This is a genomic window from Gammaproteobacteria bacterium (ex Lamellibrachia satsuma), assembly GCA_019623805.1.
Classification (GTDB): Bacteria; Pseudomonadota; Gammaproteobacteria; order Chromatiales; family Chromatiaceae; genus QGON01.
On the sequence record CP053680.1, the window covers coordinates 2,741,946 to 2,768,793 of the forward strand.

Annotated in this window: 25 protein-coding genes; 11 read left to right on the forward strand and 14 right to left on the reverse strand. The window is 55.2% G+C overall.

All coding sequences use genetic code 11. The features are described from left to right. Position 1 precedes the first annotated feature (1 nt). Positions 2 to 733 carry an ABC transporter permease gene (locus HPY30_12025; GenBank protein QYZ66643.1) on the reverse strand — a complete coding sequence of 244 codons (732 nt, stop codon included), beginning with the start codon at positions 731 to 733 and terminating at the stop codon, positions 2 to 4. Continuing rightward, entirely contained in the window at positions 730 to 1,644 is a 915-nt protein-coding gene (locus HPY30_12030; GenBank protein QYZ66644.1) for an ATP-binding cassette domain-containing protein, read from the reverse strand. Before HPY30_12030 ends, HPY30_12025 begins: the two co-directional genes overlap by 4 nt. Positions 1,645 to 2,326: 682 nt before the next feature. Here HPY30_12030 and HPY30_12035 point away from each other — a divergent pair. Further along, positions 2,327 to 3,097: a PEP-CTERM sorting domain-containing protein gene (locus tag HPY30_12035; GenBank protein QYZ66645.1), complete on the forward strand. Its 771-nt coding sequence runs from the start codon at positions 2,327 to 2,329 to the stop codon at positions 3,095 to 3,097. 188 nt (positions 3,098 to 3,285) lie between these two features. Here the strand turns inward: HPY30_12035 and msrB are convergent, their stop codons facing one another. The 3 genes from msrB to HPY30_12050 form a co-directional block, all read right to left on the reverse strand. Next, positions 3,286 to 3,876 (reverse strand): peptide-methionine (R)-S-oxide reductase MsrB, encoded by a 591-nt coding sequence (gene msrB, locus HPY30_12040; GenBank protein QYZ66646.1) that lies wholly within the window; start codon positions 3,874 to 3,876, stop codon positions 3,286 to 3,288. Between the two features lie 302 nt (positions 3,877 to 4,178). Continuing rightward, positions 4,179 to 5,654: a sensor histidine kinase gene (locus tag HPY30_12045; protein ID QYZ66647.1), complete on the reverse strand. Its 1,476-nt coding sequence runs from the start codon at positions 5,652 to 5,654 to the stop codon at positions 4,179 to 4,181. Between the two features lie 6 nt (positions 5,655 to 5,660). Further along, positions 5,661 to 6,374, reverse strand: coding sequence for a response regulator transcription factor (locus HPY30_12050; protein ID QYZ66648.1), 714 nt, complete (start codon positions 6,372 to 6,374; stop codon positions 5,661 to 5,663). A 98-nt stretch (positions 6,375 to 6,472) separates the two neighbouring features. On the opposite strand from HPY30_12050, the gene HPY30_12055 reads away from it, so the two are divergent. Next, entirely contained in the window at positions 6,473 to 7,825 is a 1,353-nt protein-coding gene (locus tag HPY30_12055) for an IS1182 family transposase (GenBank protein ID QYZ66649.1), read from the forward strand. A gap of 206 nt (positions 7,826 to 8,031) precedes the next feature. On the opposite strand, the gene HPY30_12060 is transcribed toward HPY30_12055, so the two are convergent. Continuing rightward, positions 8,032 to 8,289, reverse strand: coding sequence for a hypothetical protein (locus HPY30_12060; protein ID QYZ66650.1), 258 nt, complete (start codon positions 8,287 to 8,289; stop codon positions 8,032 to 8,034). A gap of 300 nt (positions 8,290 to 8,589) precedes the next feature. Here HPY30_12060 and HPY30_12065 point away from each other — a divergent pair, with 300 nt between their 5' ends. Continuing rightward, positions 8,590 to 10,551: a hydantoinase/oxoprolinase family protein gene (locus HPY30_12065; protein ID QYZ66651.1), complete on the forward strand. Its 1,962-nt coding sequence runs from the start codon at positions 8,590 to 8,592 to the stop codon at positions 10,549 to 10,551. A gap of 55 nt (positions 10,552 to 10,606) precedes the next feature. On the opposite strand, the gene HPY30_12070 is transcribed toward HPY30_12065, so the two are convergent. The 4 genes from HPY30_12070 to radC all read right to left on the reverse strand — a co-directional run bounded on the left by HPY30_12070 (position 10,607) and on the right by radC (position 13,282). Continuing rightward, positions 10,607 to 11,824, reverse strand: coding sequence for an HDOD domain-containing protein (locus HPY30_12070; GenBank protein ID QYZ66652.1), 1,218 nt, complete (start codon positions 11,822 to 11,824; stop codon positions 10,607 to 10,609). A gap of 168 nt (positions 11,825 to 11,992) precedes the next feature. Continuing rightward, positions 11,993 to 12,148, reverse strand: a complete 156-nt coding sequence (rpmG, locus tag HPY30_12075; GenBank protein ID QYZ66653.1) for a 50S ribosomal protein L33 — start codon at positions 12,146 to 12,148, stop codon at positions 11,993 to 11,995. A 14-nt stretch (positions 12,149 to 12,162) separates the two neighbouring features. Further along, positions 12,163 to 12,399, reverse strand: coding sequence for a 50S ribosomal protein L28 (rpmB, locus tag HPY30_12080; GenBank protein ID QYZ66654.1), 237 nt, complete (start codon positions 12,397 to 12,399; stop codon positions 12,163 to 12,165). Between the two features lie 208 nt (positions 12,400 to 12,607). Continuing rightward, positions 12,608 to 13,282: a DNA repair protein RadC gene (radC, locus tag HPY30_12085; GenBank protein ID QYZ66655.1), complete on the reverse strand. Its 675-nt coding sequence runs from the start codon at positions 13,280 to 13,282 to the stop codon at positions 12,608 to 12,610. 194 nt (positions 13,283 to 13,476) lie between these two features. Here radC and coaBC point away from each other — a divergent pair, with 194 nt between their 5' ends. The 4 genes from coaBC to slmA are packed head-to-tail and all read left to right on the forward strand — an operon-like array spanning position 13,477 to position 18,785. Continuing rightward, positions 13,477 to 14,688 carry a bifunctional phosphopantothenoylcysteine decarboxylase/phosphopantothenate--cysteine ligase CoaBC gene (gene coaBC / locus HPY30_12090; protein QYZ66656.1) on the forward strand — a complete coding sequence of 404 codons (1,212 nt, stop codon included), beginning with the start codon at positions 13,477 to 13,479 and terminating at the stop codon, positions 14,686 to 14,688. Between the two features lie 13 nt (positions 14,689 to 14,701). Further along, positions 14,702 to 17,251: a phosphomannomutase/phosphoglucomutase gene (locus HPY30_12095; GenBank protein QYZ66657.1), complete on the forward strand. Its 2,550-nt coding sequence runs from the start codon at positions 14,702 to 14,704 to the stop codon at positions 17,249 to 17,251. Positions 17,252 to 17,298: 47 nt separating this feature from the next. Next, positions 17,299 to 18,195, forward strand: coding sequence for an acetylglutamate kinase (gene argB, locus HPY30_12100; protein ID QYZ66658.1), 897 nt, complete (start codon positions 17,299 to 17,301; stop codon positions 18,193 to 18,195). Further along, the gene (gene slmA / locus HPY30_12105) at positions 18,195 to 18,785 is read left to right on the forward strand and encodes a nucleoid occlusion factor SlmA (GenBank protein ID QYZ66659.1); all 591 of its coding nucleotides are present in this window, start codon (positions 18,195 to 18,197) and stop codon (positions 18,783 to 18,785) included. Before argB ends, slmA begins: the two co-directional genes overlap by 1 nt. Before the next feature lie 19 nt (positions 18,786 to 18,804). On the opposite strand, the gene HPY30_12110 is transcribed toward slmA, so the two are convergent. Next, positions 18,805 to 19,800 (reverse strand): DUF4124 domain-containing protein, encoded by a 996-nt coding sequence (locus HPY30_12110; GenBank protein ID QYZ66660.1) that lies wholly within the window; start codon positions 19,798 to 19,800, stop codon positions 18,805 to 18,807. Between the two features lie 212 nt (positions 19,801 to 20,012). Here HPY30_12110 and HPY30_12115 point away from each other — a divergent pair, with 212 nt between their 5' ends. Next, positions 20,013 to 20,759 carry a sulfite exporter TauE/SafE family protein gene (locus HPY30_12115; protein QYZ66661.1) on the forward strand — a complete coding sequence of 249 codons (747 nt, stop codon included), beginning with the start codon at positions 20,013 to 20,015 and terminating at the stop codon, positions 20,757 to 20,759. Between the two features lie 120 nt (positions 20,760 to 20,879). Here the strand turns inward: HPY30_12115 and pyrE are convergent, their stop codons facing one another. Then, positions 20,880 to 21,521, reverse strand: coding sequence for an orotate phosphoribosyltransferase (gene pyrE, locus HPY30_12120; protein ID QYZ66662.1), 642 nt, complete (start codon positions 21,519 to 21,521; stop codon positions 20,880 to 20,882). A 190-nt stretch (positions 21,522 to 21,711) separates the two neighbouring features. Here pyrE and HPY30_12125 point away from each other — a divergent pair, with 190 nt between their 5' ends. From HPY30_12125 to HPY30_12135, 3 genes are read left to right on the forward strand one after another with little or no spacing between them, the layout of a single operon-like run. After that, entirely contained in the window at positions 21,712 to 23,031 is a 1,320-nt protein-coding gene (locus HPY30_12125) for an AmpG family muropeptide MFS transporter (protein QYZ68027.1), read from the forward strand. Further along, a complete protein-coding gene (locus HPY30_12130) occupies positions 23,024 to 23,704 on the forward strand; it encodes a sulfite exporter TauE/SafE family protein (GenBank protein ID QYZ66663.1) in 681 nt (226 codons plus the stop codon). Before HPY30_12125 ends, HPY30_12130 begins: the two co-directional genes overlap by 8 nt. A gap of 14 nt (positions 23,705 to 23,718) precedes the next feature. Next, positions 23,719 to 24,123, forward strand: a complete 405-nt coding sequence (locus HPY30_12135) for a hypothetical protein (GenBank protein ID QYZ66664.1) — start codon at positions 23,719 to 23,721, stop codon at positions 24,121 to 24,123. 94 nt (positions 24,124 to 24,217) lie between these two features. Here the strand turns inward: HPY30_12135 and HPY30_12140 are convergent, their stop codons facing one another. Both HPY30_12140 and HPY30_12145 read right to left on the reverse strand, forming a co-directional pair. Beyond that, positions 24,218 to 24,664 carry a DUF4426 domain-containing protein gene (locus tag HPY30_12140; protein QYZ66665.1) on the reverse strand — a complete coding sequence of 149 codons (447 nt, stop codon included), beginning with the start codon at positions 24,662 to 24,664 and terminating at the stop codon, positions 24,218 to 24,220. Positions 24,665 to 24,853: 189 nt separating this feature from the next. Then, positions 24,854 to 26,833, reverse strand: coding sequence for a hypothetical protein (locus HPY30_12145; GenBank protein ID QYZ66666.1), 1,980 nt, complete (start codon positions 26,831 to 26,833; stop codon positions 24,854 to 24,856). Positions 26,834 to 26,848: the final 15 nt, after the last annotated feature.

Below are 26,848 nucleotides of genomic sequence, written 5' to 3' on the forward strand. Positions count from 1 at the left end.
TTTACTGACCGCGTCGATGGTTCAGTCGTTGAAGGGTCAGGGCGATGAAGAAAAAGGTCAGCAGCAGGAAGTAGATGATGTCACTGCTCTTCACCAGTCCAAGTTGCAGGTTGAGCAGATGGCCTGGCCAGCCGAACCAGCGCAGGATGCCGCTGGTTTCGCTGGCAAAGTTCTGCCCCAGGATGGAAAGAAGCAACAGCAAGCCGTAACTGCCTGCCGCAGCGATGGCCGGCGATTCGCTCAGAGAAGAGAGGTAGAGTCCGATGGCGCTGAAGCAGAGGGTCAGCAGGAAGAGCCCCAGGGTGGCGGCAGTCAGCAGTCCAAGATCGAGATTTACGCCGATTTGCAGGGAGAGGGAGAGTATCAGCGGCAGCAGCAGGATCATGCCCAAAAACAGTATCTGCCCCAGGTATTTTCCGAAGACGATTGTCGTCAGGGAGAGCGGGGCGCTGCTCAGCAGGGTGAAGTTACTCTGGTGAGCGGTATCGCTGAACTGCCGCATGGCAAGTATCGGGGTGATGAAGAGGATCAGTAGTGCCGCAAAACCGTAGAGCTGCAGGGAGAGAAAGTGGGTCAGTCCGAGGGTACGTCCTTCCGGTTTGAGACCGGTGAAATGCTCCAGGATCTGCAGAAACTGCCAGCTCAGCAGAAAGAGGGCGATGGCAAGCAGCGCCCAGGCCAGCGGTGTGCGCATCAGGCGCCGCCACTCCATGAATGCCAGGGTTAGGATCATGCGCTTGGCCCCCCGCTGGTCAGCTCCAAAAAGATCTGTTCCAGACTCAGAATCTCCGGCGTCATCGACTTCAACCCCCACCCCTGTTCAACCACTGCGGCGGCCAGTTGCGAGGCCTTGGCGCCGGGAGTGAGGGTGATATGAAAGTAGTCTGTGTGCAGGTTTGTTGCAGATGCCACCATCGGCAGGGAATTGAAAATTGCAACATCTGGGGTATGTTCAAGCTCCAGTTTCAGGGTCGGAGTGGTGGGTGGTGAGATTTCACCGCTGTAGACGCGTTTCCCCTGGTGCAGGATCAAAACTCGGTTACAGACCGCCTGCACTTCCGGCAGGATGTGGCTCGACAGGATGACACTCCTTTCCCTGGCCAACTCCTGGATCAGACCACGCACCTCGCGGATCTGCCCCGGATCGAGACCGTCGGTGGGTTCGTCCAGGATCACAACTGCAGGATCGTGGATGATGGCCTGTGCGATCCCCACCCGTTGCCGATAGCCTTTGGAAAGATTGCGGATCAGGCGGCGCCCCGTCTCTTCCAGACCACACTGCTGCTTGACTCGCTCCAGCGCTGCGGGAACCTCTGCTATTGGCATTCGATGGAGTCTGGCACAGTCACCGAGAAATTCATCGACCCGCTGTTCCAGCAGCAGCGGCGGCTGTTCGGGTAGATAACCGAGACACTGCTTGGCCTGCTCCGGCTGGTGTTGCAGGTTGATGCCGCAGATATGGATGTTTCCCACATCAGGGGCGAGTTCGCCGCTGAGCAGACGCAGGGTGGTGGATTTGCCTGCGCCGTTGGGGCCGAGCAGGCCAAGCACGTCGCCCCGATTGAGGGTCAGGTCGAGATGATCGAGGGCGCAGCGGCCATTATAGGAACGGGTGAGGTTTTTGGTAACGGCAAGCGCATCCATGGCCGAAAGATACAGGATAAATTCGGTTGGTGCACAGGGCTCTTGCGCGGCAGGGGGGCTGCTCCTGCAATGACGAAAGCATGACTTGTTCAGAGGCCCCATAGGGAATTAGGTGTATTGCAGGAGCAGTGCCTCGCCGTGGGTTGGTTTGGAATCAGGGTCTCCCTGGCCAATTCTATGTGGATTGTCGTGTGTTTTGGTATACCCCATTCAAATTGTGTCGGAATTATTTACACTGTCAAATAAAACCGGGGTTCAGTTAACTTGTTGATTTATACTTGTTTTTTATGTGTTTTGCTTTCCTGAGTTCCCTTTACCGCAGTAGTGAAAGACTTGATATAGATCACTAAATAACATTCTATTGCCGGTTTTTTTTATAAATCCTAATTCCGTAATTATCGAGCCTGTTCGTTGAATCAATAAACGACATAAATAATGTAGATTCTGGTTTTGTTAACACACTGTCAGCAAAGGAATTTTTGGAAAAGTGTGGGATAATTATTTTGTTGCTATGCTATTAATAGTTTTCTCGGGCATGAGGATTGCTTGTTTGACTGAGCCGCTGAACGAATCATGGTTAAGTGCCTTGGTGCCGGGGTTCGTCAATTCATTCAGAGGCTCCTTTCAAAGGAGGACAAGTGATCAATTCCATCCTCTTTCATAACGATTTTGGTGATGAAAAATGAATATGAGAAAAATTCTAGCAGTTGCCTGCGGCAGCATCTTTCTGTTTTCAGCGAGCATCATGCAACCGGCATCAGCCGGGGTAATCAATCTTCTTGAGGATCATACTGAGGCATCCGCTTTAGTAACCTATGATCCTGGTGTAGTTTCAAATCCCGGCACAACGGAAAATACTTTTTCAGGTTCACTATTTGGGTCTGATGGATTTGTCGGGTATGACATTACAACTCAAAGAGAGGCCAGTATACCCGTTGGTGGGGGGTTCAATGATGTCACCGACTTTACTGCAGCCAACACATTTAAGACCGCGATAGGTGGTGGATATGTTGGATCGATTTCATTAGGCACCTCGGCATCCAGTGTATATGGTGCAACAGGTCACTCCGAAGCGGATATCGATACGACCCTCCGATTTATGGTCTCCGGAGGCGACACAACAACCCGCCTTTGGGCATCGACTGAGACGGTGATAAGACCTGGCGACGTTGACCTGAAGCTTATTGATGAGACGATCGGTTCTATGGTGGTTGAACTCGGTGTGGGTAGTGCTATTTACGAATCTACCGAATTTACATTGATAGACTCCCATACCTACCGTCTGGTGGGTTATGCGCATGCTTTCACGGCACTTTCGGGCGACCCCTATGCACTCTTTGGCTTCGATTTTGATGGGGACGTTGTGTCTACAGTGCCTGAACCAAGCAGCCTCATACTGATGGGGCTGGCGCTGGTGGGAATTGGTGTTACTCGCCGCAGCGCCAAGCAATAGATCAATCAGAGTGGCCTGATCCCACTCTGTCCCATTTTGGAGAAAAGCAGAAAAATCTCTCTATTATATTGATATAAAAAGTCAGTATGGCTGTACCCCGCAGTGATTACTTCCCGGTCGGAAAGATCGCTGCGGGGTGTGGCTTCTGCGGTGATAGGTTGATTGGGGCTTCGCTGGCCGTATTCTCTTCACTCTCCCTGTTGATAAAAGAGCTTCAGATAATCCCCATAACCTTCAGCTTCCAACTCGGCAACGGGGATGAAGCGCAATGATGCGGAGTTGATGCAGTAGCGCTGACCGTTGGGGCCGGGGCCGTCGTCGAAGACGTGGCCGAGGTGGGAGTCGCCGTGCTTGGAGCGGACTTCAGTGCGGCTCATGCCCCAGGCCCAGTCTTCCTTCTCTGTCACATTATTGCCTTTGATAGGCGCGCTGAAGCTCGGCCAGCCGGTGCCGGAGTCAAACTTGGTGCGCGAACTGAACAGGGGCTCACCGGAGACGATGTCGACGTAGATGCCATCCTCGTGGTTGTCCCAGTAGGCATTTCTGAAAGGACTCTCGGTGCCATCCTTCTGTGTCACCTTGAACTGTTCCGGGGTGAGGCGCGCTTTGATCTGCTCGTCGCTTGGGCGGCTCCATTGGCTGGGCGCGGCGGCCTGTTCGATCGGCTGTTTCATCGATTCGCTCTCCGTAGTCTGGTTTGCGGCCTGCGCCATCAAACCAAGTATCGCTCCATTGATACCCAGAGCGGCGGCTATTTTAAGGGTGCGGTTAATTTTCATGGTTTGTCTCCGTGTTCTGGAATATAGCTGATGTGACAGCCTTTCTGCAGTGGGTTGATGCGGATAACTGCATGGCGGTTTGTGTGGAAATAGCGTATGAGAAAGTATGGATCTGCCGCATTACAGACGTTTCACGGAGATATAACGAATGCGTAACATTAGTGAGCCTCTGATCAATTAGGTTATGTCATCTCGACCGTAGGGAGAGATCTCAAACTACAGCGTACATAGTAGGTTTCGAGGTATGAGATTTCTCACTACGTTCGAAATGACAATTGATCCTGAGTCTCCTCAGGAATGAATCAGCGGGTTTCGGTGCGCGGCAGCCAGAGGGCGAAGTGGCTGCCTTTGCCGAGGTGGCTCTCGACGGTGATCTCACCTCCCTGCAATTCCGCGATGCGGCGGGCGATGGCCAGTCCCAATCCGGCATGACCACTTGAGCCGGCATTCTTCCGGGACTGAAAGAAGGGCTCGAACAGGTGGGGCAAGTCCGCTTCGCTGATACCGCTGCCGCTATCGGATACCACGGCGGAGACCTTGGTCTCTTCGATACCCAGGGCAAGTGTGATACTGCCGTCGGCAGGGGTGTGGCGAAAGGCATTTTCGATGAGATTCTCCAGTCCGCGCTCGGTAAGCGCAATATCGGCAAAGACGAAGGGTGAGCTTTCCGGCGGATCCATGGAGAGCATGATCTCCTGCTGTTCGGCCCGTAGCCGGTACTTTTGCACCACATCCTGCAACAGCTCAGCCAGAGGAAAATGCTCACATTTCGGCAGAGTCTCACGGGCATCCAGGCTGGCCAGTTCAAAGAGTTCCTCTACCTGGGCCGAGAGACGTCGGCTCTGACGCAGGGCGATGGCGATGTATTCGTTACGCGCCACCGGGTCGAGTGAATCGGCCTTGAGGGTCAGGGACTCGAGATAGCCCTGTATCGAGGAGAGCGGTGTGCGCAGGTCGTGGGAGACCTGGGCCACCAGCTGGCGGCGCAGATGATCCTTCTCCTTCAGCTGGTCGATCTGCGCCTGAATCTGCAACGCCATACGGTCGAAGGTTTCACCCAGCCGGTCAACCTCGTCAGCCGCACCACCCGGTGCTTCGGCATAAGGCTGATATAGACTGAAGTTGTCTGTGCTGAATCTATCCATCAGGTTGGAGAGACGATGCAGTCTGCGGGTCAACAGACGGAAAACCGCCAATCCCGCCAGCAGGCCGATGACGAGACTGGCTGTCATGGCCCAGCCACTGAGGCGCAGGAAGTAACTTTCACGCACCAGATCATCCACCGAGTCAAACTCTTCGCCCCGCAGTACCACATAGAGGTAGCCTTCCGGCTGCTCGGCGGAGGGTACGGGCGTGACCGAGAAAGCCTTGCGGCGATCGTGACTTCGCGGGTCGTCGCCGAGCAGGGGGAATCCCCCTCTGCCGTGCAGAAAATTCTCGATGGGTTCCAGTGAGACCCGCTTGCGTTTCACCTTTCCAGGATCCGCAGAGTAGGAGAGGATGCGGCCTTCCGGGTCGAGCAGGTAGATCTCGATACTGGGGTTGATCACCATATATTGCTGAAAGGTTTTCTGCAGAGCGCTGTTGTTGATGCGTCCCTCTTCCACCAGATTGCGATCGGCCACCAGGTTGCGCGCCAAATCGCGATTGAACTGCTGGGTCACCTCCTGCACATAGTGGCGGGTGGCGGTGGTGCTGATCAGGGCGTAGAGCAGGCCGATGGCGGCGAGCAGCAACACCAGGCCGGTGGCGAGTTTGGCGTAGAGGGTTTTTAACATATTTCGTTAGATTCCACGGGTATCGGCAAACTTATAACCCACGCCCCAGACCGTCAGTATGAAATGGGGATTGGCGGGATCGCTCTCGATTTTGGTCCGCAGGCGGTTGATGTGCGTGTTGACGGTGTGTTCATAACCCTCATGGTTGTATCCCCAGACTGAATCGAGCAGTTGCACCCGGCTGAAGACCCGTCCCGGATGACGGGCGAAATGGAGCAACAGTTCGAACTCCCTTGCGGTCAGTTCCACCTCCCGGTCTGCGATTCTGACTTGATGTTTCGCCGGGTCGATGGTGAGCTTTTCGTAGTGGATGGCTTTATCCGTAGCGGACTGTTTTGTGCTGCCGCCAAGTGCGTCTACGCGGCGGAACAGGGCTTTGATGCGGGCCAGAAGTTCCGGGATGCTGAAGGGCTTGGTTAGATAGTCGTCCGCACCCACCTCCAAACCCACCACCCGGTCGAGTTCCGAGCTTTTGGCGGTCAGCATCAGGATTGGCACATAGTCTGTTTCGTGGCGCAGTTCGCGGCAGACCGACATGCCGTCCATCCCCGGCAGCATCAGGTCCAGTACCAGCAGTTCGTAGTCGCCCTTTTGGAAGTGGCGCAGACCTTCCTCCCCGTCATTGATGATGTCGGCTTCGCAGTCGATATCCCGCAGGTGCAGCTGCACCAGCCGGGCGATATCGGGATCGTCTTCGATGATCAGGACTTTACGTGCCATGGGTGGATCCGTTTTAACTTGCTCTAGGAGTCTGTCGGATTTAACCAGTCCCATTTGATAAAATACTGTAAGCCAAAGAATAACGAACCGAAGTCAGTATGTCAGATAAATTCCGCACGATTAATCGAGACACCCCCTATCTGTTGCCGCCCTCATTACAGGACTGGCTACCAGAGAACCATTTGGCGCGATTTATCGTGGACATCGTAGAACAGCTGGATCTGAAAGAGCTGGAATCTCAATACGGTGGCGGAGGAAAAGCGCCCTACCATCCAGCCATTTTGCTTTCACTGCTGTTCTACGGTTACGCAACCGGCGTATTCTCCAGCCGAAAGTTGGAGCAAGCCACCTACGACTCCGTGGCCTTCCGGTTCATTACGGCAGACAGCCATCCAGACCATGACACCATCGCCACCTTTCGCAAACGCTTTCTCAAGGAGTTGAAGGGATTCTTTGTCCAGATATTAGTGATAGCCAAGGCGATGAGTCTTTTGAAGATAGGCAATGTGAGTTTGGATGGGACAAAGGTCAAGGCCAATGCCAGCAAACACAAGGCGATGAGTTGGGGGTATGCCAACAAGCTTGAAGAGCAGCTTCATCGTGAAGTCGAGCTGTTGCTGAAAAAGGCCGAACAGGCCGATGCAGAAGAAGAGCCGGAACTGGATATTCCAGAGGAACTCAAACGTCGTGAGGACCGGCTTGCTGCGATAGCCAAGGCTAAGAAAGAGATCGAACGAAGAGCGCGTGAGCGCTTTGAAAAAGAACGGGCGGAATACGAAGAGAAGGTGAAGCGGCGTAAGGAACGAGAGGAAAAGACAGGGAAGAAGGCCAGAGGTAGAGTGCCAAAGCCGCCAGAAGAAGGTCCACAGGAAAAAGACCAAGTCAATTTCACGGATGAGGAGTCACGCATCATGCCCTCATCGGAAGGGTTTGTTCAGGCCTATAACGCCCAAGCGGCAGTTGATACCGGTACCCACCTGATCGTGGAGAACCATATTACCCAGCAACCCAATGACAAACAGGAAATAGAACCTGCACTTGCACAACTGAAGGCAGCAGAAGAGCAGCTGGGAAAACCACAAGGTCTGTTGGCGGATACGGGTTACTTCAGTGAAGAGAATGTCAATCGTTGTGAAGCACAGGAGATCACCCCCTACCTCTCCGATAGCCGCGAACAGCACAACCTGCCGCTGGAAGAGCGGCTGAAACAGGTGCCGCCCTGCCCGGAAGATGCCGATATGTTAACCCGAATGAGGCATCGACTCAGTACACCGGAAGGCAAGGCCGTGTATGCCACACGGAAATCGACAGTTGAGACCGTCTTCGGCATTATCAAAGAAGTAATGGGATTTCGGCAATTTCACCTTCGAGGGAGTGATTCAGCGCAAGGTGAATGGAATCTGGTATGTACGGCATGGAACCTGAAGCGGATGCATGCGCTGGCAGGCTGAGATATCGACAAGGATAGGTCAGTCTTTCATAATTCACTGCCCTACATAGGGCTTATATTCCTACAGAGGCAGCGATTATGGGAAAAACACGGTGGGCCGGAAAATATCCCTGGCTCAATGGATCAAACCCGACAGACTCCTAGCTTGCTCTGGTGCGCACGGCACACCCTACGTTCTGGCAGGGCGTGCCGTGCGCACCATGATTGTTACTTATGCATCGACTCCTTCATTTTGCCATCGTTCATTTTTTTCATCGGCTCCATCGAGTGTTCCATCTTTTCATCCATCCCATCGGACATCTTCATATCCTTCTGCATGGTGTTGTCGTCGGTCATCTCCATCATGCCGTCTTTCTTCATCGACATGTCGTCATCCATCATGGGTGCGGCGCTGCTCGCAGTCATGGCCGCAGCCAGTGCAACGAAAGTCAGGCCTTTAAGTGTACTGGAAAATTGGGTTTTCATCGGGATCTCTCCTGTGGAGGTTGTTTTCATTGGAACAGTGCCGTTTTTCGGTGCTGTTGGAGAGCTATTCAAGCAGCTGGGGTTCCGCTGCCAATCACGGAACTGTCACGATTCCATAAACTCGGTGTTCGCGCTATCTTGCCCGAAAGAATCTCTCTTAATTTGTCATTTCGAATGTAGTGAGAAATCTCATACCCCGGAATCTGCCAGGCGCTTTGTAGCTTGAGATCTCTCCCTGCGGTCGAGATGACAGCAATCCAATGAATCAGAAGTTCCCTAATTCATGTCCAAGGAGTTGTTTTGAAGATAATCGGCGTCGACACCGGCGGAACCTTCACCGATTTCGTGCTCTACGAAGATGGCGCGTTGCGCATCCACAAGGTGCTCTCCACCCCGGATGCTCCGGAACGGGCCATATTGCAGGGAATTCGGGAGATGGGACTCGACCCTGATGGGGTAAGGGTGATCCACGGCTCTACGGTGGCGACCAATGCGGTGCTGGAGAGAAAGGGGGTGCGTACCGTCTATATCGGCAACCGGGGTTTGGGGGATCTGTTGACTATCGGTCGGCAGGCACGCCGCGAACTCTACAATCTGCAACCTGCGCCCGAATCGCCTCCGGTGCCGTTTGATCTCTGTCTCGAAACCGGCGGCAGGCTGGCAGCGGATGGTACGTCCCTAGAGCCTTTGACGGAACAGGATCTGGAGAGACTGGCTCAGCAGTTGGAAGACCTGCAGCCGGAGGCGGTGGCCATCAATCTACTCTACTCCTACCTAAACGATAGTGCCGAGCGGGCAATCGAATCGGCGGTGCCGGAGGGTTGTTTCATCTCCCGCTCATCCGAGGTGTTGCCGGAGACCGGTGAGTATGAGCGGGGTATCGCCACCTGGCTCAACAGTTGGGTGGGGCCACTGGTGACAGGTTATATTGAACGGCTCTGCCGGGGACTGCCGGGGGCCAGGGTCTCGGTGATGCAGAGTTCCGGGGAGGCGATAGCTGCGGAGCAGGCCGCTTCTCAGGCGGTGCGTATGCTGCTTTCAGGACCCGCCGGCGGTCTGGTAGGTGCGCGTTATGTGGCCGCAACAGCGGGACGCCGACAGCTGCTGACCTTCGATATGGGCGGGACCTCATCCGATGTGGCGCTTATCGATGGTACGCCCCGCCTCACGAGTGAAGGACGCATCGGACCCTGGCCGGTGGCGGTTCCCATGGTGGACATGCATACCATTGGCGCGGGTGGCGGTTCCATCGCGCGGCTCGACAGTGGTGGCATGCTGCAGGTAGGGCCTGAGTCGGCCGGGGCCGCGCCGGGACCGGCCTGTTACGGCCAGGGAGGTCTCGATGCCACGGTTACGGATGCCAATTTGGTTTTGGGGCGTCTGCGTGCCGATGCCTTTCTCGGCGGGCGCATGCAGCTCGATCTCTCTGCCGCCCACATGGCGGTTGGCCGGTTGGTCGAGGTCATGGGAACCACGGTGGATGAGGCTGCTGCCGGCATCATCCGCATCGCCAATGAGCGCATGGTTCGTGCCTTGCGGGTGATCTCGGTGCAGCGCGGGGTGGATCCCAGGGGTTTTACCCTGGTCTCTTTCGGTGGTGCCGGGGGGTTGCATGTCTGTGCGCTGGCGCAGGCGTTGGGCATGCGTTCGGCACTGGTGCCGGTACAGGCAGGAGTGTTGTCGGCATTAGGGATGCTGGTCGCTCCGCCGGGCCGCCAACTGGTGCGTACCTGGCTGGGGCTATTACATGAGCTTGATGATGCTGAGCTGCAAAAGGCGTTGCAGAGACTGGGTGAAGTCGGTGTGCAGGCGTTGACCAGGGAGGGATTGGAGCGGTCGCAGATCGAAGTGGAGTATTCACTGGATCTGCGCTACCTGGGACAGTCCTACACCTTGAATGTGACTTGGAGCAGCTGTGCCAAAGCCGAGGTTGCGTTTCATGAGCTGCACGAGTTGCGCTACGGTCACCGTATGGGTGGGGCGGTGGAACTGGTTAATCTGCGGGCAGCTCTGCGGGGAGCGGAATCTCATATAAGACTGCAACAGTGCCGCACTTTGGAGTCTGCTGAGGCTAAGGCCGAAGTGAGCCTGTTCGGAGTGGATCAACCTGTGCCGCTTTATGAGCGGGAGACGTTGTTTGCCGAACAGTCGATAGAAGGGCCTGCGCTGATTGTCGAGACCATCTCAACCACCTGGGTTGCGCCGGGGTGGTCTTGCTTGCTGGATGCGGTGGGTAATCTGCTTCTTGAAAGGAGAACGTAAGGTGCGCACGGCGCACTCTACCTGATGAATTAAACGCCGCCCAAACTTGAGTTATTTAGGACTCTTGCAGCGCCTGTTGCTCGTCAAAGGCGTGTTCGCTGGCGAGCAGGTAGATATCGGTGATCTCCGCCACATCGAGGTCTTCGTAATCGGCGTTCTGCCAGTCACCAACCTCATAACCTTTACTGCATTGCAACGCTTTGCCTGCAGGTCCTTGTTGATCGATCAGGGCATCCTGTATCTCATTTGAGAGGGCAAGCTCTTCGACAATCTCTGCAATCGGCCGGTCCACCAGCAGGTCAAGAATCGAAAGCAGTCCCACGCTGAAGGCGATCTCCGGTGCGCAACCCCCGTTCTTGGTGACCAGCTGTTCACACATGTGGGCGCGCACAAGGGCAGTGGTGAAATACTCCTGTGGCTTCTTCTCCATCCGCGAGATCGCCAGCAGACTGGCCCAGGCGCGAATACGCGCCAGCCCCATGAAAACAACCGCCTGTCGGATCGATTCGACCTTGCGCGGCAAGGCGATGGCCGCGGAGTTGATATAGCGCAGGATCTTGTAGCTGAGACTGGCATCCTGGGAGATAAGGTTGACCAGATCTTCGATCTCTGCATCCGGATTATTCAGGGCAGAGAGTAGCCGCAGCACCACCAGTTGGTTCTCCTGCAGGCGTTGGCCCTTGATCACCTTGGGGCGGGAGAAGTGGTAGCCTTGAAAAAGGTCGAAGCCCAATGCCAGGCACTGCTGATACTCCTCCTCGGTTTCGATCTTCTCAGCCAGTAGTTTTACGTTGTGGTGGCGCAGGGTGGGAAGTCCCTGTTCAATCTGTTCCAGCGAGAGGGCAGGAAACTCCACCTTGATGATGTCAACCAGTGGCAGTAAAGGATCCCAGACAGGGTCGAAGATATAATCATCCAGTGCCAGAAGATATCCCCGTTTGGAAAGCTCGGTGACGGCTTCGATCAAATGATCGTCCACGGGAATGTCTTCCAGCAGTTCCATGACGACCCGATCTTTGTCGAAAGGAATCTCCGGGTGGTTTAGAAAGAGATTGCGGGTAAGATTGATGAACACGCGGTGGGGACCGGCGACCCGTTCGAGGCCGATCTCAATGAAGGTATTGATCAGGACTTCGGAAGAGGCAGAGTCCCCGTCAAACTGTTGCTGGACGTTGCTGCAGTTGTTGGTGCCCTGGCGAAAAAGCAGTTCATAAGCGTAGACTTGCATCTTCCGGTCGAAGATTGCTTGTCGCCCTACGTAGATGTCCTTCATGATGCAGATTCCGTTGGGGTCAATGGCAATGGCGGGAAATCTCACCCGCGGCCTCACCCATCTATAGCGTCCATTTTCCTTAAGTCTACAGGGTATCCAACAAAAAAATAGTGGCAAAAGAAAACCCGCCTGAAAGGCGGGTTTCGGTGTCCCAGGGATGCGGGCGCCTTATTTGATCTTGGCTTCCTTGTACATCACATGTTTGCGGGCCTTGGGATCGAATTTTTTGATTTCCATCTTGCCCGGCTTGCTTCGCTTATTCTTGGTAGTGGTATAGAAGTGGCCAGTGCCGGCGCTGGATACCAATCTGATCTTGTCACGCATGATTCAGTTCTCCCTTAGACCTTTTCGCCACGGGCGCGGATGTCAGACAGTACTGCATCGATGCCCTTCTTGTCGATGATACGCATACCTTTAGTAGTGAGCCGCAGACGCACCCAGCGGCTCTCACTTTCCACCCAAAAACGATGATAGTGCAGATTGGGCAGGAAGCGGCGTCTGGTCTTGTTGTGCGCGTGGGAAACGTTGTTCCCTGAGACCGGGCGCTTGCCGGTTACCTGGCAGACTTTTGACATTGTCAAAACCTCTAAATTTGTTAACCCTGGGGCGAAAAGCGCGTAATTATGGCAGAGAGGGGAGGGAGGTGCAAGGTCAAAGGTGGCAGAGCGAGTTTACCAAATTATTGTTAATATAGTGCTTGATGCGTTTCCGGGTCGACGCAAACATTGGAAACCTGAAACCTGAAACCTGAAACCTGAAACCTGAAACCTGAAACCTGGGGTTTCACATCATCCCCCGCTCTGCCAAAGACACCGGCTCACCATCGCCGATGACAAAATGGTCCAGCACCCGGATATCCACAAGTGTCAGGGCCTCGCGAATGCGAAGGGTGATCTGCTGGTCGGCCTGGCTTGGCTCTGCGACGCCCGAGGGGTGGTTGTGGGCAAGAATGAGAGCGGCGGCATTGAGTTCGAGGGCACGTCGAACCACCTCTCGAGGGGGGACGCTGGCGCCGTCGATGGTGCCCCGAAACAACTCCTCGTACTCAATTACCCGATGACGATTGTCGAGAAACAGGCAGGCAAAGACCTCGTAGGGATAGTGTCTCAGGCGCGACTGCAGATAGCGTCGGGATGCGGCAGGACTGGTGAGTGGTTCGCCCCGCTCCAGGTCCTCCTGCAGGTAACGGCGTCCCATCTCCAGGACGGCCTGAAGCTGCGTATATTTGGCGTTTCCCAGCCCCTTGCTTTGACAGAATCTCTTCTGCCCTGCAGCCAGCAGGTGTCTGAGTCCTCCGTACTCCCTCAGCAGATCCCGAGCGAGATCCACAGCGGTTTTTCCAGCGACGCCGGTACGCAGGAAGATTGCCAGTAGTTCGGCGTCGGACAGGGCGGTAGCGCCCTTTTGCAGCAGTTTTTCCCTTGGCCGTTCGGCGATGGGCCAGTCGGTGATTGGCATAAGACCTCCATGTCTTAGATAGGCTTCTATAATTTCGCCCTAAGGTTAGCGGAAAAACGTGTTCTGAGTCACGAAATCCCGTTTTTTTCCGCCGGCGGGGTTAGTACTTACTCATGCTCTGGATACTGCTGCTTTGCTGCAACAGTCCCATGGGGTACTCTTGCCAATCTGGAGTCTGTGGTCATTTCAAATCGATGTCTGTGTTGCAGGGAAAAAAGGTTCTTCTCGGTGTTACCGGTGGCATTGCCGCATACAAGAGCGCGGTGTTGCTCCGTGCGCTGATGCAGGCAGGAGCTATAGTAAGAGTGGTGATGACCCCTGCGGCCCAGGCATTTGTCACGCCCCTGACATTCCAGGCGCTTTCCAAAGAACGTGTCTATACGGAACTGCTCGACACAGATCAGGAAGCGGCGATGAACCATATCGACCTGGCACGCTGGGCTGATCTGGTTTTGGTTGCTCCGGCCAGTGCTGACTTCATGGCACGGCTGGCGGCCGGTATGGCGAATGATCTGCTATCCACGCTCTCTCTTGCGACCACCGCTACCATTGTGCTGGCACCAGCGATGAATCAGCAGATGTGGCTGAATCCCGCCACCCAGGAGAATGCCCGCTTGTTACGGCAGCGGGGGCTTCAGCTGTGGGGGCCTGATGAGGGCGAGCAGGCGTGTGGTGAGACCGGCCCGGGCCGGATGCTGGAACCCGACGTCCTGTTGGCGCAGGCGGAATCACTTTTTGCTTCTGGATCGCTGCAGGGGAAACGCGTATTGATAACTGCAGGCCCGACCCGGGAGTTCATCGATCCGGTGCGTTATGTCGGTAATCGCAGCTCCGGCAAGATGGGTTATGCATTGGCGGCATCTCTGGTGCGGTTGGGGGCTGAGGTTACGCTCATCAGCGGGCCGGTGGCGCTTACCACGCCTGACCGTGTTCTACGGGTGGATGTGGAGACCGCGCTGCAAATGGAGGAGGCAGTGATGGCGCGGGCCAGTGCCTGTGACATCTTTGTTGGCGTGGCGGCGGTAGCAGACTATCGTCCCACTGAGATGGCTGCCAGGAAGATAAAAAAGAGTAGTGAAACCTTGCAACTGAATCTGCGGAAAAATCCGGATATTCTCGCTCTGGTGGCGGCGCTGGATGAAGCGCCCTATACCGTGGGGTTTGCTGCCGAAACGGATGATGTGGAAGCCTTTGCAGAGGCCAAGCGACGCGCCAAGAAGGTGGACCTTATTGCGGCGAATCGGGTAGGTGGAAGCAGGGGAGGGTTCGAAGGGGATGAGAATGCGTTGCTTTTGTTGTGGGAGGGTGGCAGGGAGACAATCCCGATGATGGAGAAACCGGCGGTGGCGGAACGGCTCGCAGAGCGTATCGCAGAGCGGTATCATATTCAGGCTAACCTGGGATGATTGACGTACAGTCATGAAGAGACAGAACAAACAGAGCGAACAGACGTACAGGGGCGGAGAACAGGCGGGCCGCGGTATTCGCTGGTACTGGCTGATGGCTGTAGTAGGGGTGATGGTGTTGATCACCTTGGCCTGGGCGATGGTCTATCTTCAGTTTCACGACAGGGATGAGTCGCTGGCAGCACGTCAGATTGAAACCGGTGCGCAGGCGCTGGCAGGCCGGCTCTCTGAACAAAACCTCTTCCGCCTTCAGTTATTGGAAGGTATAGCCAGAGATCCCAATATCACAGCGTTGTTTCGTCTGAATGACCGCATGGCCTTGCGGGAACGGGAAGATCAGCTGACCCAGATAGTGCCCGGCGTTTTGCGTGTCAGGTTACTGCCTGCCGGACAACGTGAACCGGATAGCAGTGTGATGCCGCATCTTGGTTATGCCTCCCTGGAGTTGATGCGCCAGGCCGAGAAACAGTTGAAGACTCCCCCCGCAGAGGTCCATCAGTTTGGCAGTGCCCAGCAGTATGTTGCGATGGTGGTGGCTGTGCGCTTTACGGAAGATGAGTCCGTATTGGGCGTCATTCATGCCGCCTTCCCGGCTGGCGGTCTGCAGGATTCGGTAGACAGTGTGAAGGAATATTCCGGGCGGATCGAAGTGCGCCAGGTTGTGGATCGGGCCAGTGCACTGGTGTTGGCAATGGCCGGCAGTGTCTCGCCTGATCAACAACTGCCTGATGGTACGTTGCCGGTGTCGGGCAGTATCTGGGAAGTGGCCTACTGGAAATCGTCAGCCGGCAAAGAGGGATTCACCAATGACCTGATGTTGCTGCTGCCAGGGCTGGTGGCAATTGCCTTGAGTGCGGCGCTGCTCTTACTGCTTGCGGAAGGCATGCGCAGGGCATTGAAAAAGGATCAGTACAGCATTCTGGAACTCATGGAAAGCGTGATGAGAGGCAAATCGCCCACACGACATATGGCCTGTCTTCTGGATATGCAGGCCACGCTTGAAATATTGGAACATCAGGCACGAGAGGTCAGAACACGCCGCATCGAGCGTCGCGCCAAACGCAAGCGTGATGCCGGATCTACCCATGGCATCACTGTGGATGAAGATCTGTTTTCAACTTCTGATATGGCTGAGGATTCGCGCAGTTTACCTCCCGTTCGTACGACGGCTCTAACGTCTGCCCCGGTGACGGCCGTCCCCGTGTCAATCTTCAGAGCCTATGATATTCGTGGTCTGGTGGACGACACCCTGAACGAAGAGGGCGTTGAGGCGATCGGTCGCGCTGTCGGTAGTGAAATCTACGAGCAGGGTTTTCAGACCGTGGTCGTGGCGCGTGATGGCAGGCATTCCAGTGAACGATTGGCGGAGGCGCTGGTACGTGGATTGCGGGGAAGTGGTCGCGATGTGATCGATGTGGGACTGGCGCCTACCCCTCTGCTCTACTTTGCTGCGCATGAGTTTACTGCAGGTTGTGGCGTGGTTGTGACCGGCAGTCACAACCCCCCAGAATACAACGGTATCAAGATCGTGATCGGCGGTGAGAGTCTCTCCTCAGAGGGGATTCAGTCGATCTACCGGCGTATTCAGCAGGGTAATCTACTGCAGGGCGACGGAGATTTCGAAACTCGGGATATCATTCCGGAATATACCGACCGGGTCGTTAATGATGTGAGTTTGGCCCGGGGAATGAAAGTGGTGGTCGACTGCGGCAACGGCGCTTCCTCAGTGCTGGCGGCCCAACTTTTTCAACAGTTGGGATGTGAAGTGGAGGAACTGTTCTGCGAAGTGGATGGGAACTTCCCCAATCATCATCCAGATCCCAGCCGCCCCGAAAATATGCAGGCGTTGGCAAAACAGGTTGTGGAGAGCAAGGCTGATATCGGCTTTGCCTTTGATGGTGATGGGGACCGGGTCGGCGTAGTGGATTCCTCAGGCAAAATTATCTGGCCGGACCGGGTGCTGATGTATCTGGCCATGGACGTTCTCTCCCGGGAGCCAGGCGGCGATATCGTCTATGATGTGAAGTGCAGCCGTCATCTTGCCAATGTGGTGCTTGCCAACGGCGGACGGCCGTTGATGTGGAAGAGCGGCCACTCCATGCTCAAGGCGAAGATGAATGAGACGGGGGCACTGCTGGCGGGCGAGTTCAGCGGGCACATCATGTTTGCAGAGCGTTGGTATGGTTTTGACGATGCTCTCTATGCGGCGGCAAGGCTGCTGGAGATATTGACCCTCGATCCCCGCAGCAGCACAGAGGTCTTTGCCGAACTGCCGGAGAGTGTCTCTACCCCGGAATACAGCGTGGCCCTGAAAGAGGGTGAGTGTGACGTCATCATGGCGGCACTGGACAAGCAGCCGGACCTTCCCGGCGCGCGACTGCTCAGAATTGACGGTCTGCGGGCTGAGTTCGAGCAAGGTTGGGGGCTGGTGCGTACATCCAACACCACCCCGTCTCTGATATTCCGCTTCGAGGCCGAGGACGAGGATGCGCTTAATCTGGTAATGGATGTCTTCCGCAACCTTCTTGGTCAGGTGCAGCCGGATCTCAAACTGCCGTTTTGACTCCGATTCGGTAACAGCTTTTTTCTTACTGACACAGTTGATTCATCATGACTCTACAAGCTGAACAGGCGCGCAATGTTGCGCATGTACTGACCGCTGCCTTGCCCTATATCCAACGATTTACTGGTAAGACCGTCGTCATCAAATACGGTGGCAATGCCATGGTGGACGAAGAGCTGAAGAACAGCTTTGCTCGCGACATCGTGCTGATGAAACTGGTGGGTATCAACCCGGTTGTGGTACACGGAGGTGGCCCCCAGATTGCGGACCTGCTGCAGCGGTTGGGTAAGGACTCCGAATTTGTACAGGGCATGCGGGTCACCGATAGCGAGACCATGGATGTGGTGGAGATGGTGCTTGGTGGACTGGTCAACAAGGATATTGTCAATCTGATCAACCGGGCAGGTGGCTCGGCGGTGGGGTTAACCGGCAAGGATGGTGACCTTATCCATGCCCGCAAGATGAAGATTACCACCAACATTCCGGATCTGGAGGCGACCGAAATTATCGATATTGGCCATGTGGGGGAGGTGGAGAGTATTGATGTCAGCATTGTGGATATGCTGGTGCATGGCAATTTTATTCCCGTCATTGCTCCTATAGGTGTGGGTAAAGATGGGCGCTCCTATAATATCAATGCAGATCTGGTGGCAGGCAAGATGGCGGAGATTTTGCAGGCGGAAAAGTTGATCCTGCTGACCAATATTGCAGGTTTGCTCGACAAGGATGGTGGTCTACTTACGGGGCTGAATGCAGAGCGGGTGGATGAACTGATCGCCGACGGCACAATCCACGGTGGTATGTTGCCCAAGATAAGCTGTGCCCTGGAGGCGGTGAAGACCGGTGTAAACAGTGCTCATATCATCGACGGCCGGGTGGCGCATGCCGTCTTGCTGGAACTCTTTACCGATGAAGGTGTGGGGACACTGATCCGGCGTCGCTGATGAGTAGCAGGATACCGCGTAAGCAGCTGATTCTCGAGGCGCTGGCCCGCGAACTTGAACAGAACCCCGGTGGCCGCATTACCACAGCTGCGCTGGCGCGGGCCGCAGAAATATCCGAGGCGGCGCTCTATCGACATTTTGCCAGTAAGGCGAAGATGTTTGAAGGGTTGATCGATTTTGCCGAGGAGAGCATCTTCGTGCGTATCAACCAGATACTGGAGGAAGAGCGTGATGTTGGATTGCGCTGCGGCAGGCTGCTCTACCTGGTATTACTCTTTTCTGAACGCAATCCCGGTATTACCAGGGTACTGCTTGGCGATGCGCTGGTTGGCGAAACTGAACGGTTGCAGACTCGGGTGGGCCAATTCTTTTCCCGACTCGAAACCCAACTGAAGCAGATCCTGCGGGAGGGTGACCTGCGGGAAGGCGGACTGCAGACTGTCGATGTCAGCGTGTCGGCAAACCTCATGCTGGCGGCTGTTGAAGGCAGGATGCACCAATATAGCCGCAGCCGTTTCAAGACGGCGCCTCTAACCCAATGGGAAGCTCAATGGAGGGTGTTGGAAGCCGCGCTCTTTAATCTGCCGTGACACCAGGCAACGTCTTGTTTTAACGCTCTGCAACTGCCGCGTTAAACCCCTCCCTTATCTGGCGCACCGGCTCACTTGCGCAGAAGGCTGCGCCTTCAGGGGTGTCCTTGCACTGCAGATCCATAAAAATGATCGTTTGCCGGGTTGTGGAATCAGTGAGGCGTGACATAGTGACGCTGATATCCTGTGCTTTTACGGGCTGTCCGGTCATCAGAATGTTCTCTGCGAGCATTCGAACCGGGGTGGTTGCATGAGAGTGGAGGTATTGCTTGGCAGCTTGCCAGGATGTTTCGCACCGATTCTCCCCCTGGCAATGGTAAACGTTGCTCAGTCCCTCTTCGGGCTGCGCTGTCTCCAGCTTGTCGTCCGGTTTTCGGCTGAGCCGTTTTAACACTCTGAACCTTTCCAGGTCGCGGGCAAAAGCTATGCGGATCCTGTTTTTATCCCGTTCCCGATGTACGATGGATTGATATGATTCCTTCAATGATTGGCGCTTACGGTCGATCCGTTGAAGATATTCAGCTGAAACCGCTTCGCCGCTGAGTTCCAGGCTGGCTGCGTTGTGCTGCATCTCTTCGAGTTTGCCCTTGAGCTGCCTGATATTGGAGTTGATCACCTGAAGGGAGAGGTCGACTGCCCTAAGTTGGCCGTCCCGGGCCATCAGAATGTCATCTTCACTTCTGAAGGTACGCAGCAATACCCGGTCAGCCGCCTGCTGTTTCTCGATCAGCTCCTGCTGCTCTTTCTGCAGTCGTTTCAGCGCCTCTTGCTGTTCGATCTCCTGCTGGGTTTTCGCGGCGTCCACTTTATCGACAGTCAGCCCCCGTTCGTCCAGATAGGTGTGCTCTCGTCTGATATCCTCCGGCGGCAGGCTGTCGGAGTAGTGGACCCGACCGCCTTCGTCAACCCATTTGTATAGTTTTCCTGCGTTAACGGACAAAGAGACAGATGCCAGCGACAACAAGGTCACAAGCAGTAGCCTGGATGGTTTAATTAAGTTGTTTATTGTTTCCATCAATAACCCGGTATCTTCTCGACCTTGAGTGACTGGGGTGGCAGCCGTTTGTTCCCGACCTTTATATCCTAAAGAGGGATTATACTGCGACCCCAGTACTCTATTCCATGTGATAATTACACGTTCAGTTAGCTTGTCATCATTCACGGCAAGACGCGCTGAATCCGTAATTATCACATGGATAGAGCACTTGGTCTTAAGATAGATTATCTGTGGAACAGTTCACCCTTTTTGTTATCTCTTTGTTAGCTAACACCTTTTCCGCATTTTCCGGGGGAGGTGCCGGGTTGGTGCAGCTGCCGGCACTGATCTTTTTGGGATTGCCGTTCGGAATTGCCCTCGCAACCCACAAGATTGCGTCGGTTGCCTTGGGCATTGGCGCAACCATACGGCATCTGCGGGAGGATGGACTGGAGCGGCAGTTCGTGATCTTTCTGCTGGCAGCGGGGCTGCCGGGAGTGGTGTTGGGCGCCAGTCTGATCCTTCGGGTGCCTGATCGAGCGGCGGAGATCGCATTGGGTGTCCTGACGCTTGGTCTGGGTGTCTACTCGATCAGCAAACGCTCTCTAGGGCAATCGTATGTTCCAATACATCGAAATGTATCGGGGTTTGTGATTGGAGCGACGGGACTTTTTCTTATTGGTGTACTAAACGGTTCATTGACCTCCGGCACCGGACTTTTTGTTACCCTCTGGCTGGTGCGCTGGTTCGGTCTCGATTACCGGAGGGCGGTGGCCCACACGCTGGTGCTGGTCGGCGTATTCTGGAACGGTGCCGGGGCTGTCACTCTTGGGGTGTTGGGGGATGTCAAGTGGGAGTGGTTGCCGGTGCTGCTGGCCGGTTCCCTGTTGGGGGGCTACATCGGCGCCCACCTCTCCATCACCAAAGGGAACCGCTGGATCAAGCGGGGTTTTGAAATCGTCACCCTGTTGGTGGGCAGCAAGTTGATTCTTGGCTAACTTACAAAAACGTAGGCACGATCAAGCGCAGCAGATCGGGCGCCCTTGAATTGACAGAACACGATGAGGTTGCCGGTTCCGCTATGCTTGAACCGGCCTACTTCAATTCGGCCCGACAACTCAGACCCCGTACTCGTTCCGGTAGGCGCGGATGCGTGATAGCGACTCTTCGGAGCCGGGTTTTTCACTCAAGTATTCAACAAGTTGTTCCAGGGCCACGATGGAGGCAACCGGCACGCCGTAGTCACTCTCGACTTCCTGAATGGCGGATCGCTCCCCCTTGCCACGCTCCTGGCGATCCAGGGCGATGACCACGCCGCCCGGAGTGGCGCCAAGATCCTTGATGATCTCTACCGACTCCCTAACCGAAGTGCCGGCGGAGATGACGTCGTCGATAATCAGTACGCCACCATTCAGTTCATGGCCGACGATGATGCCGCCTTCGCCGTGGTCCTTGGCCTCTTTGCGATTGAAGGCATAGGGCACGTCCCGAGCGTGGTGGTCGTAGAGGGCGGCAGCGGTGACTGCGGCCAGAGGAATTCCCTTGTAGGCCGGTCCATAGAGCACATCGAACTCGATACCGGAATCGACGATTGCCTGGGCGTAGTAGCGGCCCAAGCGGGCCAGGCTGGCTCCTGTATTGAACAACCCGGCATTAAAGAAGTAGGGGCTGATACGACCGGACTTTAGGGTGAATTCACCGAAGCGCAGCACCGCCACGTCCAGGGCAAAGTCGAGAAATTCGCGCTGATAATTCTGCATGGGTTATTTCCGATTGTGTTGATGCGCGAATTGTAACAATGATCGCCGGAGACGCCTATAATGGCCGCGGATTTTTTGCATATTGAATCCATTGGTCACCACAGCAGGAGTCTCAGTGCCTAACCCAAGCAGTACGCTCACCAACTGGCTGGATGCCTCCAGGGTCTATTGGCATCCCCGGGTGCGGGGCATGCTGTTCCTGGGCTTTTCCGCGGGACTACCGCTGTTACTGGTGTTCGGCACGCTCTCTTTCTGGCTGCGGGAAGCCGGCGTTGAACGCAGTACGATAGGCTTTATCAGTTGGGTGGCGCTGGCCTATGGTTTCAAGTGGGTGTGGGCGCCGCTGGTGGATCGACTGCCTCTGCCGTTGCTGAATCGATTGCTGGGACGAAGGCGCAGTTGGATGCTGCTCTCCCAGCTTTGCATCATTGCGGGTCTGGTCGGCATGGCTTTGTCGGATCCACAGGAGAGTCTTGCCCGCTTTGCGCTGCTTGCGTTAGGCGTGGCTTTTGCCTCGGCCACACAAGATATCGTAATCGATGCCTACCGCATCGAAAGTGTCGAGGAGAACCTGCAGGGGGCCATGGCGGCCACCTACATGATGGGCTACCGGTTGGCGATGATCATGAGTGGGGCAGGGGCGCTGGCGATTGCCGCCCTGTTTGATCCGGATGATACGATTTATCATCAGGGCGCCTGGATGGCAGCCTACCTGAGTATGGCGCTGATGATGCTGGTCGGTATTGTTACCACGCTGATTATCCGCGAGCCGGAGGTCACCGCCGATTCTCACACTCTGGAGCGGGAAAGCCGGACCGACACTTTGATCGAGCACCAGCAGTGGCTGCCCCTGGCGCTACGCCGGTTTGCCGAAGGTTTCTATAATGCCGCCATCAGCCCCTTTGTCGATTTTATCAGCCGCTACCGTTGGCAGGCGTTGTTGATCCTGGCACTGATCGCCACCTACCGTATATCTGATGTAGTACTGGGAGTTATCTCCAACGTCTTCTACGTGGATATGGGGTTCTCGAAAGGGGAGGTGGCAACCATCACCAAGATCTACGGCGTGATCATGACACTGGTCGGGGCGGGGCTTGGTGGTTTGCTAATGGTAAGGATAGGTGTAATGCGCACTCTCTTACTGGGTGGCCTTTTGGCGGCCGCCACTAACCTGCTGTTTGCCATGTTGGCAGGGGTGGGGCACGATGTGCCGATGTTGACCCTGGTAATCTCTATCGACAACCTGAGTGCTGGTGTAGCGACGGCTGCTTTCATTGCCTATCTTTCCAGCCTGACCAATATCTCCTACTCAGCTACTCAATATGCCCTCTTCAGCTCTGTGATGTTACTGTTGCCAAAATTTTTGGGTGGCTTCTCCGGGGTGATGGTGGACGGCATGGGTTATCAGGCTTTTTTCCTTCTCACCACCCTGATGGGGGTGCCTGTGTTGGTGCTGATCCTGTTGGCGATGCGCTACATTCCATCCAGCGGGTATAAAAAACATGCTTGAACAGGGCGGATATCTGGCGGCATTTGTCGTGGGCCTGTTAGGCGGAGTGCACTGCGCCGGAATGTGTGGTGGCATCGTCGGGGCACTGACCTTCGGGCTGCCGGAAAAATTGCGTTCCAGCGTCGGTGCCACACTACCTTATCAACTTGGGTATAACCTGGGGCGCATCAGCAGCTATGTTGTTGCCGGGGCGATTATGGGTGGACTCGGCATGTTGCTGGCACAGGTGGCCCCAGTCTATATAGCACAGCGTGTGCTGCTGGCTTTTGCCGGCATCTTTATGATTCTGCTTGGGCTCTATCTCGGAGGCTGGTGGGCTGGGTTGTCCCGCATTGAAAAGGCAGGCGGTGCGCTCTGGCAACGCATCGAACCCTATGCGCGCAGACTGCTGCCGGTCAATACACCGGGGCAGGCTTGGTTATTGGGCGTGTTCTGGGGCTGGATTCCCTGCGGCCTTGTCTACAGCATGCTGGTTTGGACCGTCTCGGCCGGCAGTGTGCTCAAGGGGGCTGGACTGATGCTGGCATTTGGTCTTGGTACTCTGCCCAATCTCTTTGCCATGGGGTTGGTGGCAGGTAGCCTTGCCCGCTGGACCAAGGATATTCGGGTGCGCCGAGGGGCCGGATTGCTCGTGATTCTATTTGGTCTGGCGACTTTGTGGCGGTCTTTCTAGCCGAAGGATTTGTGATGTCCGATACCACGCTGTTTTCGATTCTCGAATCCCCAACACACCCCGATTTCTCTGCGCTCTATCGGCGGCTGGGTATTCGTCAGGTCGAGTTTCGTTCGATGCGTAAGGTGATGAGCGAACTGAAACGGCAACAGCCGGATATCGTGGTGGCTGAGTTTTTCTATGGTTATGCCAATAACTACGCCGGCATCAACATTAGTAACCTGGATGTCTTTCTGTTCAGCCTGCAGAAGTATGCCCCAGAGACGCGGGTGATAGTGCTGGTGGAGAAATCCGAGCGTGAATATGTGGGCGAACTCAACGAGATATTCCCCCTGCACGCTGTTCTTGTGCAGCCGGTTAAAGAGTCGCAGATTGAGCTGGCGCTTGCAGGAAGTAAAATGTTTGGTGAAAAAATGTAGGCCGGTTCAAGCCTGCGGAACCGGAAAGCACAGCTTGCTGCGCCAGGTCTTTTGCCTGATCCGCTACGCTTGATCAGGCCTACTGTTTTTTCTGTCAGTCGATGAAAAACTGCTGTTTGAGTTTTGCGGTATAGAAGCGTGTCTCGCCTGCGGGCTTGACCTCCAGGGTAAAATTCAGGGTCTCCTGATCCGCGATACGGAATTCGCCGATGTAGTAGATGGCATTGGGTTCAGAGACTTTGCGCATGGGAATGCTGATTAGCTGGCCGCGTATGTTGACGGCTTTGGCAAGGATAATTGCACTCACCGCTTTGCCAGTAGTGTTTGGGACCTCTTTGATGACGCTGACATTGAGCATGCCACGATATTTACTGCGCTGGATATGATATTGATTGGCGACCCCGGGATCGAGGGATGCGCTGGGAATGGCGTTATGATGGATTTTGTATCCTGGGATGCTTGTGCTGTTCTCTGCCAGGGTATTGAGTGAAAGCAGGCAGAGTGTCGTCAGGACCAGCAGACGGAAGCTGTGCAAAAACATAAAATTCTCCTCCAATGGAGTGATACAGGTAGTAGTTTTTTGTTCCGGAATCGGGGTTGCAAGCAGAGATTGTATTTTTTGTGAACGCATTGTGCTCTATCCATGTGGGAATTGCGAGTTCAGATAGCCTGCCAACGTTCACGGCAGGGCGCTGGCCTATAATCGTCACATGGAGAGAGCAGCCGTAGTTTACGAGGCATTTTGCTTGGGTACCAGCCGGGGGCGTGGCGGTTTCTCGTTGTTCAGTAGTTCACTGTTGTTTAGTCGGTTTGCCATGTTGCGAAGGGATGTAAGCTGGCGGGCTGCTTCGGTGTACTGGTCCTGAAGTTCAACGATCCTGAACTGCAGGGTGTTGCGGGACTGGCCGATCTTCTGCAGGTTGTTGAGCCTCTTCTCCATCATCTCCTTGTGATCCCGGATCTGCAAAACCAGGGGCTCCAGGGTGGTGACCAGCCAATTGTTAATGTCATCACTGGCGCGGTGGAAGATGTTCCTGGCCCTGCTGACCAGCGCGGCATAGAAGCGTTTAACCACAAAGCCCTGCTCCATCATTGCGGTAACCGGGCTGTTGCGGAAGACTTCCGCTTCCTGGTGCAGCAGTTCCAGTTCCACGCGGTATTTCACGATGGAGAACATTTTGGGCTGGATGACCGCAAAGCCGTGTTCATTCTGAAATTTCCGGTAGATGGAGCGGATCAGCTTACGGGTCTGCTCGCTTTGTGACACTACGGTGTGCATGTTTCGGCGGACCTCTTCGAAGAGGTTTTTCATTACCGTCTTCATGCCATGAGTGGTCCAGCTGTTTGTCATTTCACGACGACTGCGGTTGATGATGTTGTCCAGCGTATCAAGGTCAAGCGCTGCCCGTAAGTTGTCTGCTTGCCCCTTTAACTTCTGACGGCTTGCCTGAAAACTCTCGACGTCATGCATATACTGGGACTGCTCCTCCCGGGTCTTCTCCATCAGGTTATTGATGACATCGTCGCTTTTGCCGCTCAACTCCTCCAACTCTTCCAGCTGCTTTTTTGCATTGGTGAGCTTGCCGGAGAGTACGCTGCGGCTGTTGTCCAGCATCTGGCCTATATCGGCGCCAACTGTATCAAGGATGATCTGCTGTTTTATGCCCAGGACATCGGTAGCCAGATGGCTCTCCAGGGAGAGCAGGCCGCTTTTATCCAGTAGTTCGCTCTCGTGGCGGACCTTCGCTACCAGCCCCTTCTGGGCGGAAATGGGGAACACAGCGCTTTCGGAGACGCCGAGCATCTTGGCGGTTTCACCCTGCTGTCTGGAGATGGTTGCGCTGATCTCCTCCGGTTCCAGCAGGTCGTCCCACAGGGTGTCGATCTTGTTGAGTACCACCATCAGGCCGCGCTGCCTGCCGCTCTGAAAGCCTTTGATATGGTGTTGCCAGATCTCCATGTCACTACGGGTGACGCCGGTATCGGCACCCAGCACAAAGAGTACTGCCTGGGCCGAGGGCAGCATGTTCAGTGTCAGCTCAGGCTCGCTTCCTAAGGCGTTGAGCCCCGGAGTATCGAGAATGGTCAAGCCCTGTTTCAGAAGTGTGTGCGGATAGCTGATCAGGGCATGGCGCCATTTTGGAATTTCGATCAGCTTCGGCGGTTTTTTCTGATGCGGGTGCAGCGCAGGGCTGTAGAGGCCGAGATGCGTGGCTTCTTCCACGGTGACCATCTTTGTCTGCATCACCTCACCGAGTGAGGCCTCCATCTGCTCCACTGACTCGGTCTCCAGTGGATAGTGAACCCACTGCTTTTCATCCTTGCGGAGATCTGAAATCAAGGTGTCCTGAAGTCGCGTCTCGATCGGCAATAGTCGGACGTAGGCCTCTTCACGCTTGCGATCAAAGAAGATCTCTGTTGGACACATGGTGGTGCGGCCAGCGCTGGAAGGCAGCAGGCGTCGTCCATGATCGGCAAAGAAGATGGCGTTGATGAGTTCGGTTTTTCCACGGGAGAATTCAGCGACGAAGGCGATGGTGAGGCGATCATGCTTCAGCATCTCCATGGTCTGGGTGATGCGAGTCTGGGTCTCCGGCGTAGACATGCCGTTCTGTTCCAGCCAGGGGCCATACTCGCTGATAGTGCGAAGGATATCTGCCTTCCACTGTCCATAGGCCTGGAGCTGTTGTTGAAAACGTATTTTTTCCATTCGGTTGTTCCGCAT

What these genes read in the sequence shown, in the direction of transcription:
- rpmG (QYZ66653.1), bottom strand. Translation starts at nt 12,148, where the DNA reads ATGCGTGACAAGATCAGATTGGTATCCAGCGCCGGCACTGGCCACTTC.
- HPY30_12045 (QYZ66647.1), bottom strand. Translation starts at nt 5,654, where the DNA reads ATGTTAAAAACCCTCTACGCCAAACTCGCCACCGGCCTGGTGTTGCTG.
- rpmB (QYZ66654.1), bottom strand. Translation starts at nt 12,399, where the DNA reads ATGTCAAAAGTCTGCCAGGTAACCGGCAAGCGCCCGGTCTCAGGGAAC.
- HPY30_12060 (QYZ66650.1), bottom strand. Translation starts at nt 8,289, where the DNA reads ATGAAAACCCAATTTTCCAGTACACTTAAAGGCCTGACTTTCGTTGCA.
- HPY30_12095 (QYZ66657.1), top strand. Translation starts at nt 14,702, where the DNA reads ATGAAGAGACAGAACAAACAGAGCGAACAGACGTACAGGGGCGGAGAA.
- HPY30_12035 (QYZ66645.1), top strand. Translation starts at nt 2,327, where the DNA reads ATGAATATGAGAAAAATTCTAGCAGTTGCCTGCGGCAGCATCTTTCTG.
- HPY30_12145 (QYZ66666.1), bottom strand. Translation starts at nt 26,833, where the DNA reads ATGGAAAAAATACGTTTTCAACAACAGCTCCAGGCCTATGGACAGTGG.
- HPY30_12140 (QYZ66665.1), bottom strand. Translation starts at nt 24,664, where the DNA reads ATGTTTTTGCACAGCTTCCGTCTGCTGGTCCTGACGACACTCTGCCTG.
- argB (QYZ66658.1), top strand. Translation starts at nt 17,299, where the DNA reads ATGACTCTACAAGCTGAACAGGCGCGCAATGTTGCGCATGTACTGACC.
- HPY30_12050 (QYZ66648.1), bottom strand. Translation starts at nt 6,374, where the DNA reads ATGGCACGTAAAGTCCTGATCATCGAAGACGATCCCGATATCGCCCGG.
- pyrE (QYZ66662.1), bottom strand. Translation starts at nt 21,521, where the DNA reads ATGCAGAATTATCAGCGCGAATTTCTCGACTTTGCCCTGGACGTGGCG.
- HPY30_12110 (QYZ66660.1), bottom strand. Translation starts at nt 19,800, where the DNA reads ATGGAAACAATAAACAACTTAATTAAACCATCCAGGCTACTGCTTGTG.
- coaBC (QYZ66656.1), top strand. Translation starts at nt 13,477, where the DNA reads ATGTCTGTGTTGCAGGGAAAAAAGGTTCTTCTCGGTGTTACCGGTGGC.
- HPY30_12135 (QYZ66664.1), top strand. Translation starts at nt 23,719, where the DNA reads ATGTCCGATACCACGCTGTTTTCGATTCTCGAATCCCCAACACACCCC.
- HPY30_12025 (QYZ66643.1), bottom strand. Translation starts at nt 733, where the DNA reads ATGATCCTAACCCTGGCATTCATGGAGTGGCGGCGCCTGATGCGCACA.
- msrB (QYZ66646.1), bottom strand. Translation starts at nt 3,876, where the DNA reads ATGAAAATTAACCGCACCCTTAAAATAGCCGCCGCTCTGGGTATCAAT.
- HPY30_12055 (QYZ66649.1), top strand. Translation starts at nt 6,473, where the DNA reads ATGTCAGATAAATTCCGCACGATTAATCGAGACACCCCCTATCTGTTG.
- HPY30_12030 (QYZ66644.1), bottom strand. Translation starts at nt 1,644, where the DNA reads ATGGATGCGCTTGCCGTTACCAAAAACCTCACCCGTTCCTATAATGGC.
- radC (QYZ66655.1), bottom strand. Translation starts at nt 13,282, where the DNA reads ATGCCAATCACCGACTGGCCCATCGCCGAACGGCCAAGGGAAAAACTG.
- HPY30_12125 (QYZ68027.1), top strand. Translation starts at nt 21,712, where the DNA reads ATGCTGTTCCTGGGCTTTTCCGCGGGACTACCGCTGTTACTGGTGTTC.
- HPY30_12130 (QYZ66663.1), top strand. Translation starts at nt 23,024, where the DNA reads ATGCTTGAACAGGGCGGATATCTGGCGGCATTTGTCGTGGGCCTGTTA.
- slmA (QYZ66659.1), top strand. Translation starts at nt 18,195, where the DNA reads ATGAGTAGCAGGATACCGCGTAAGCAGCTGATTCTCGAGGCGCTGGCC.
- HPY30_12070 (QYZ66652.1), bottom strand. Translation starts at nt 11,824, where the DNA reads ATGAAGGACATCTACGTAGGGCGACAAGCAATCTTCGACCGGAAGATG.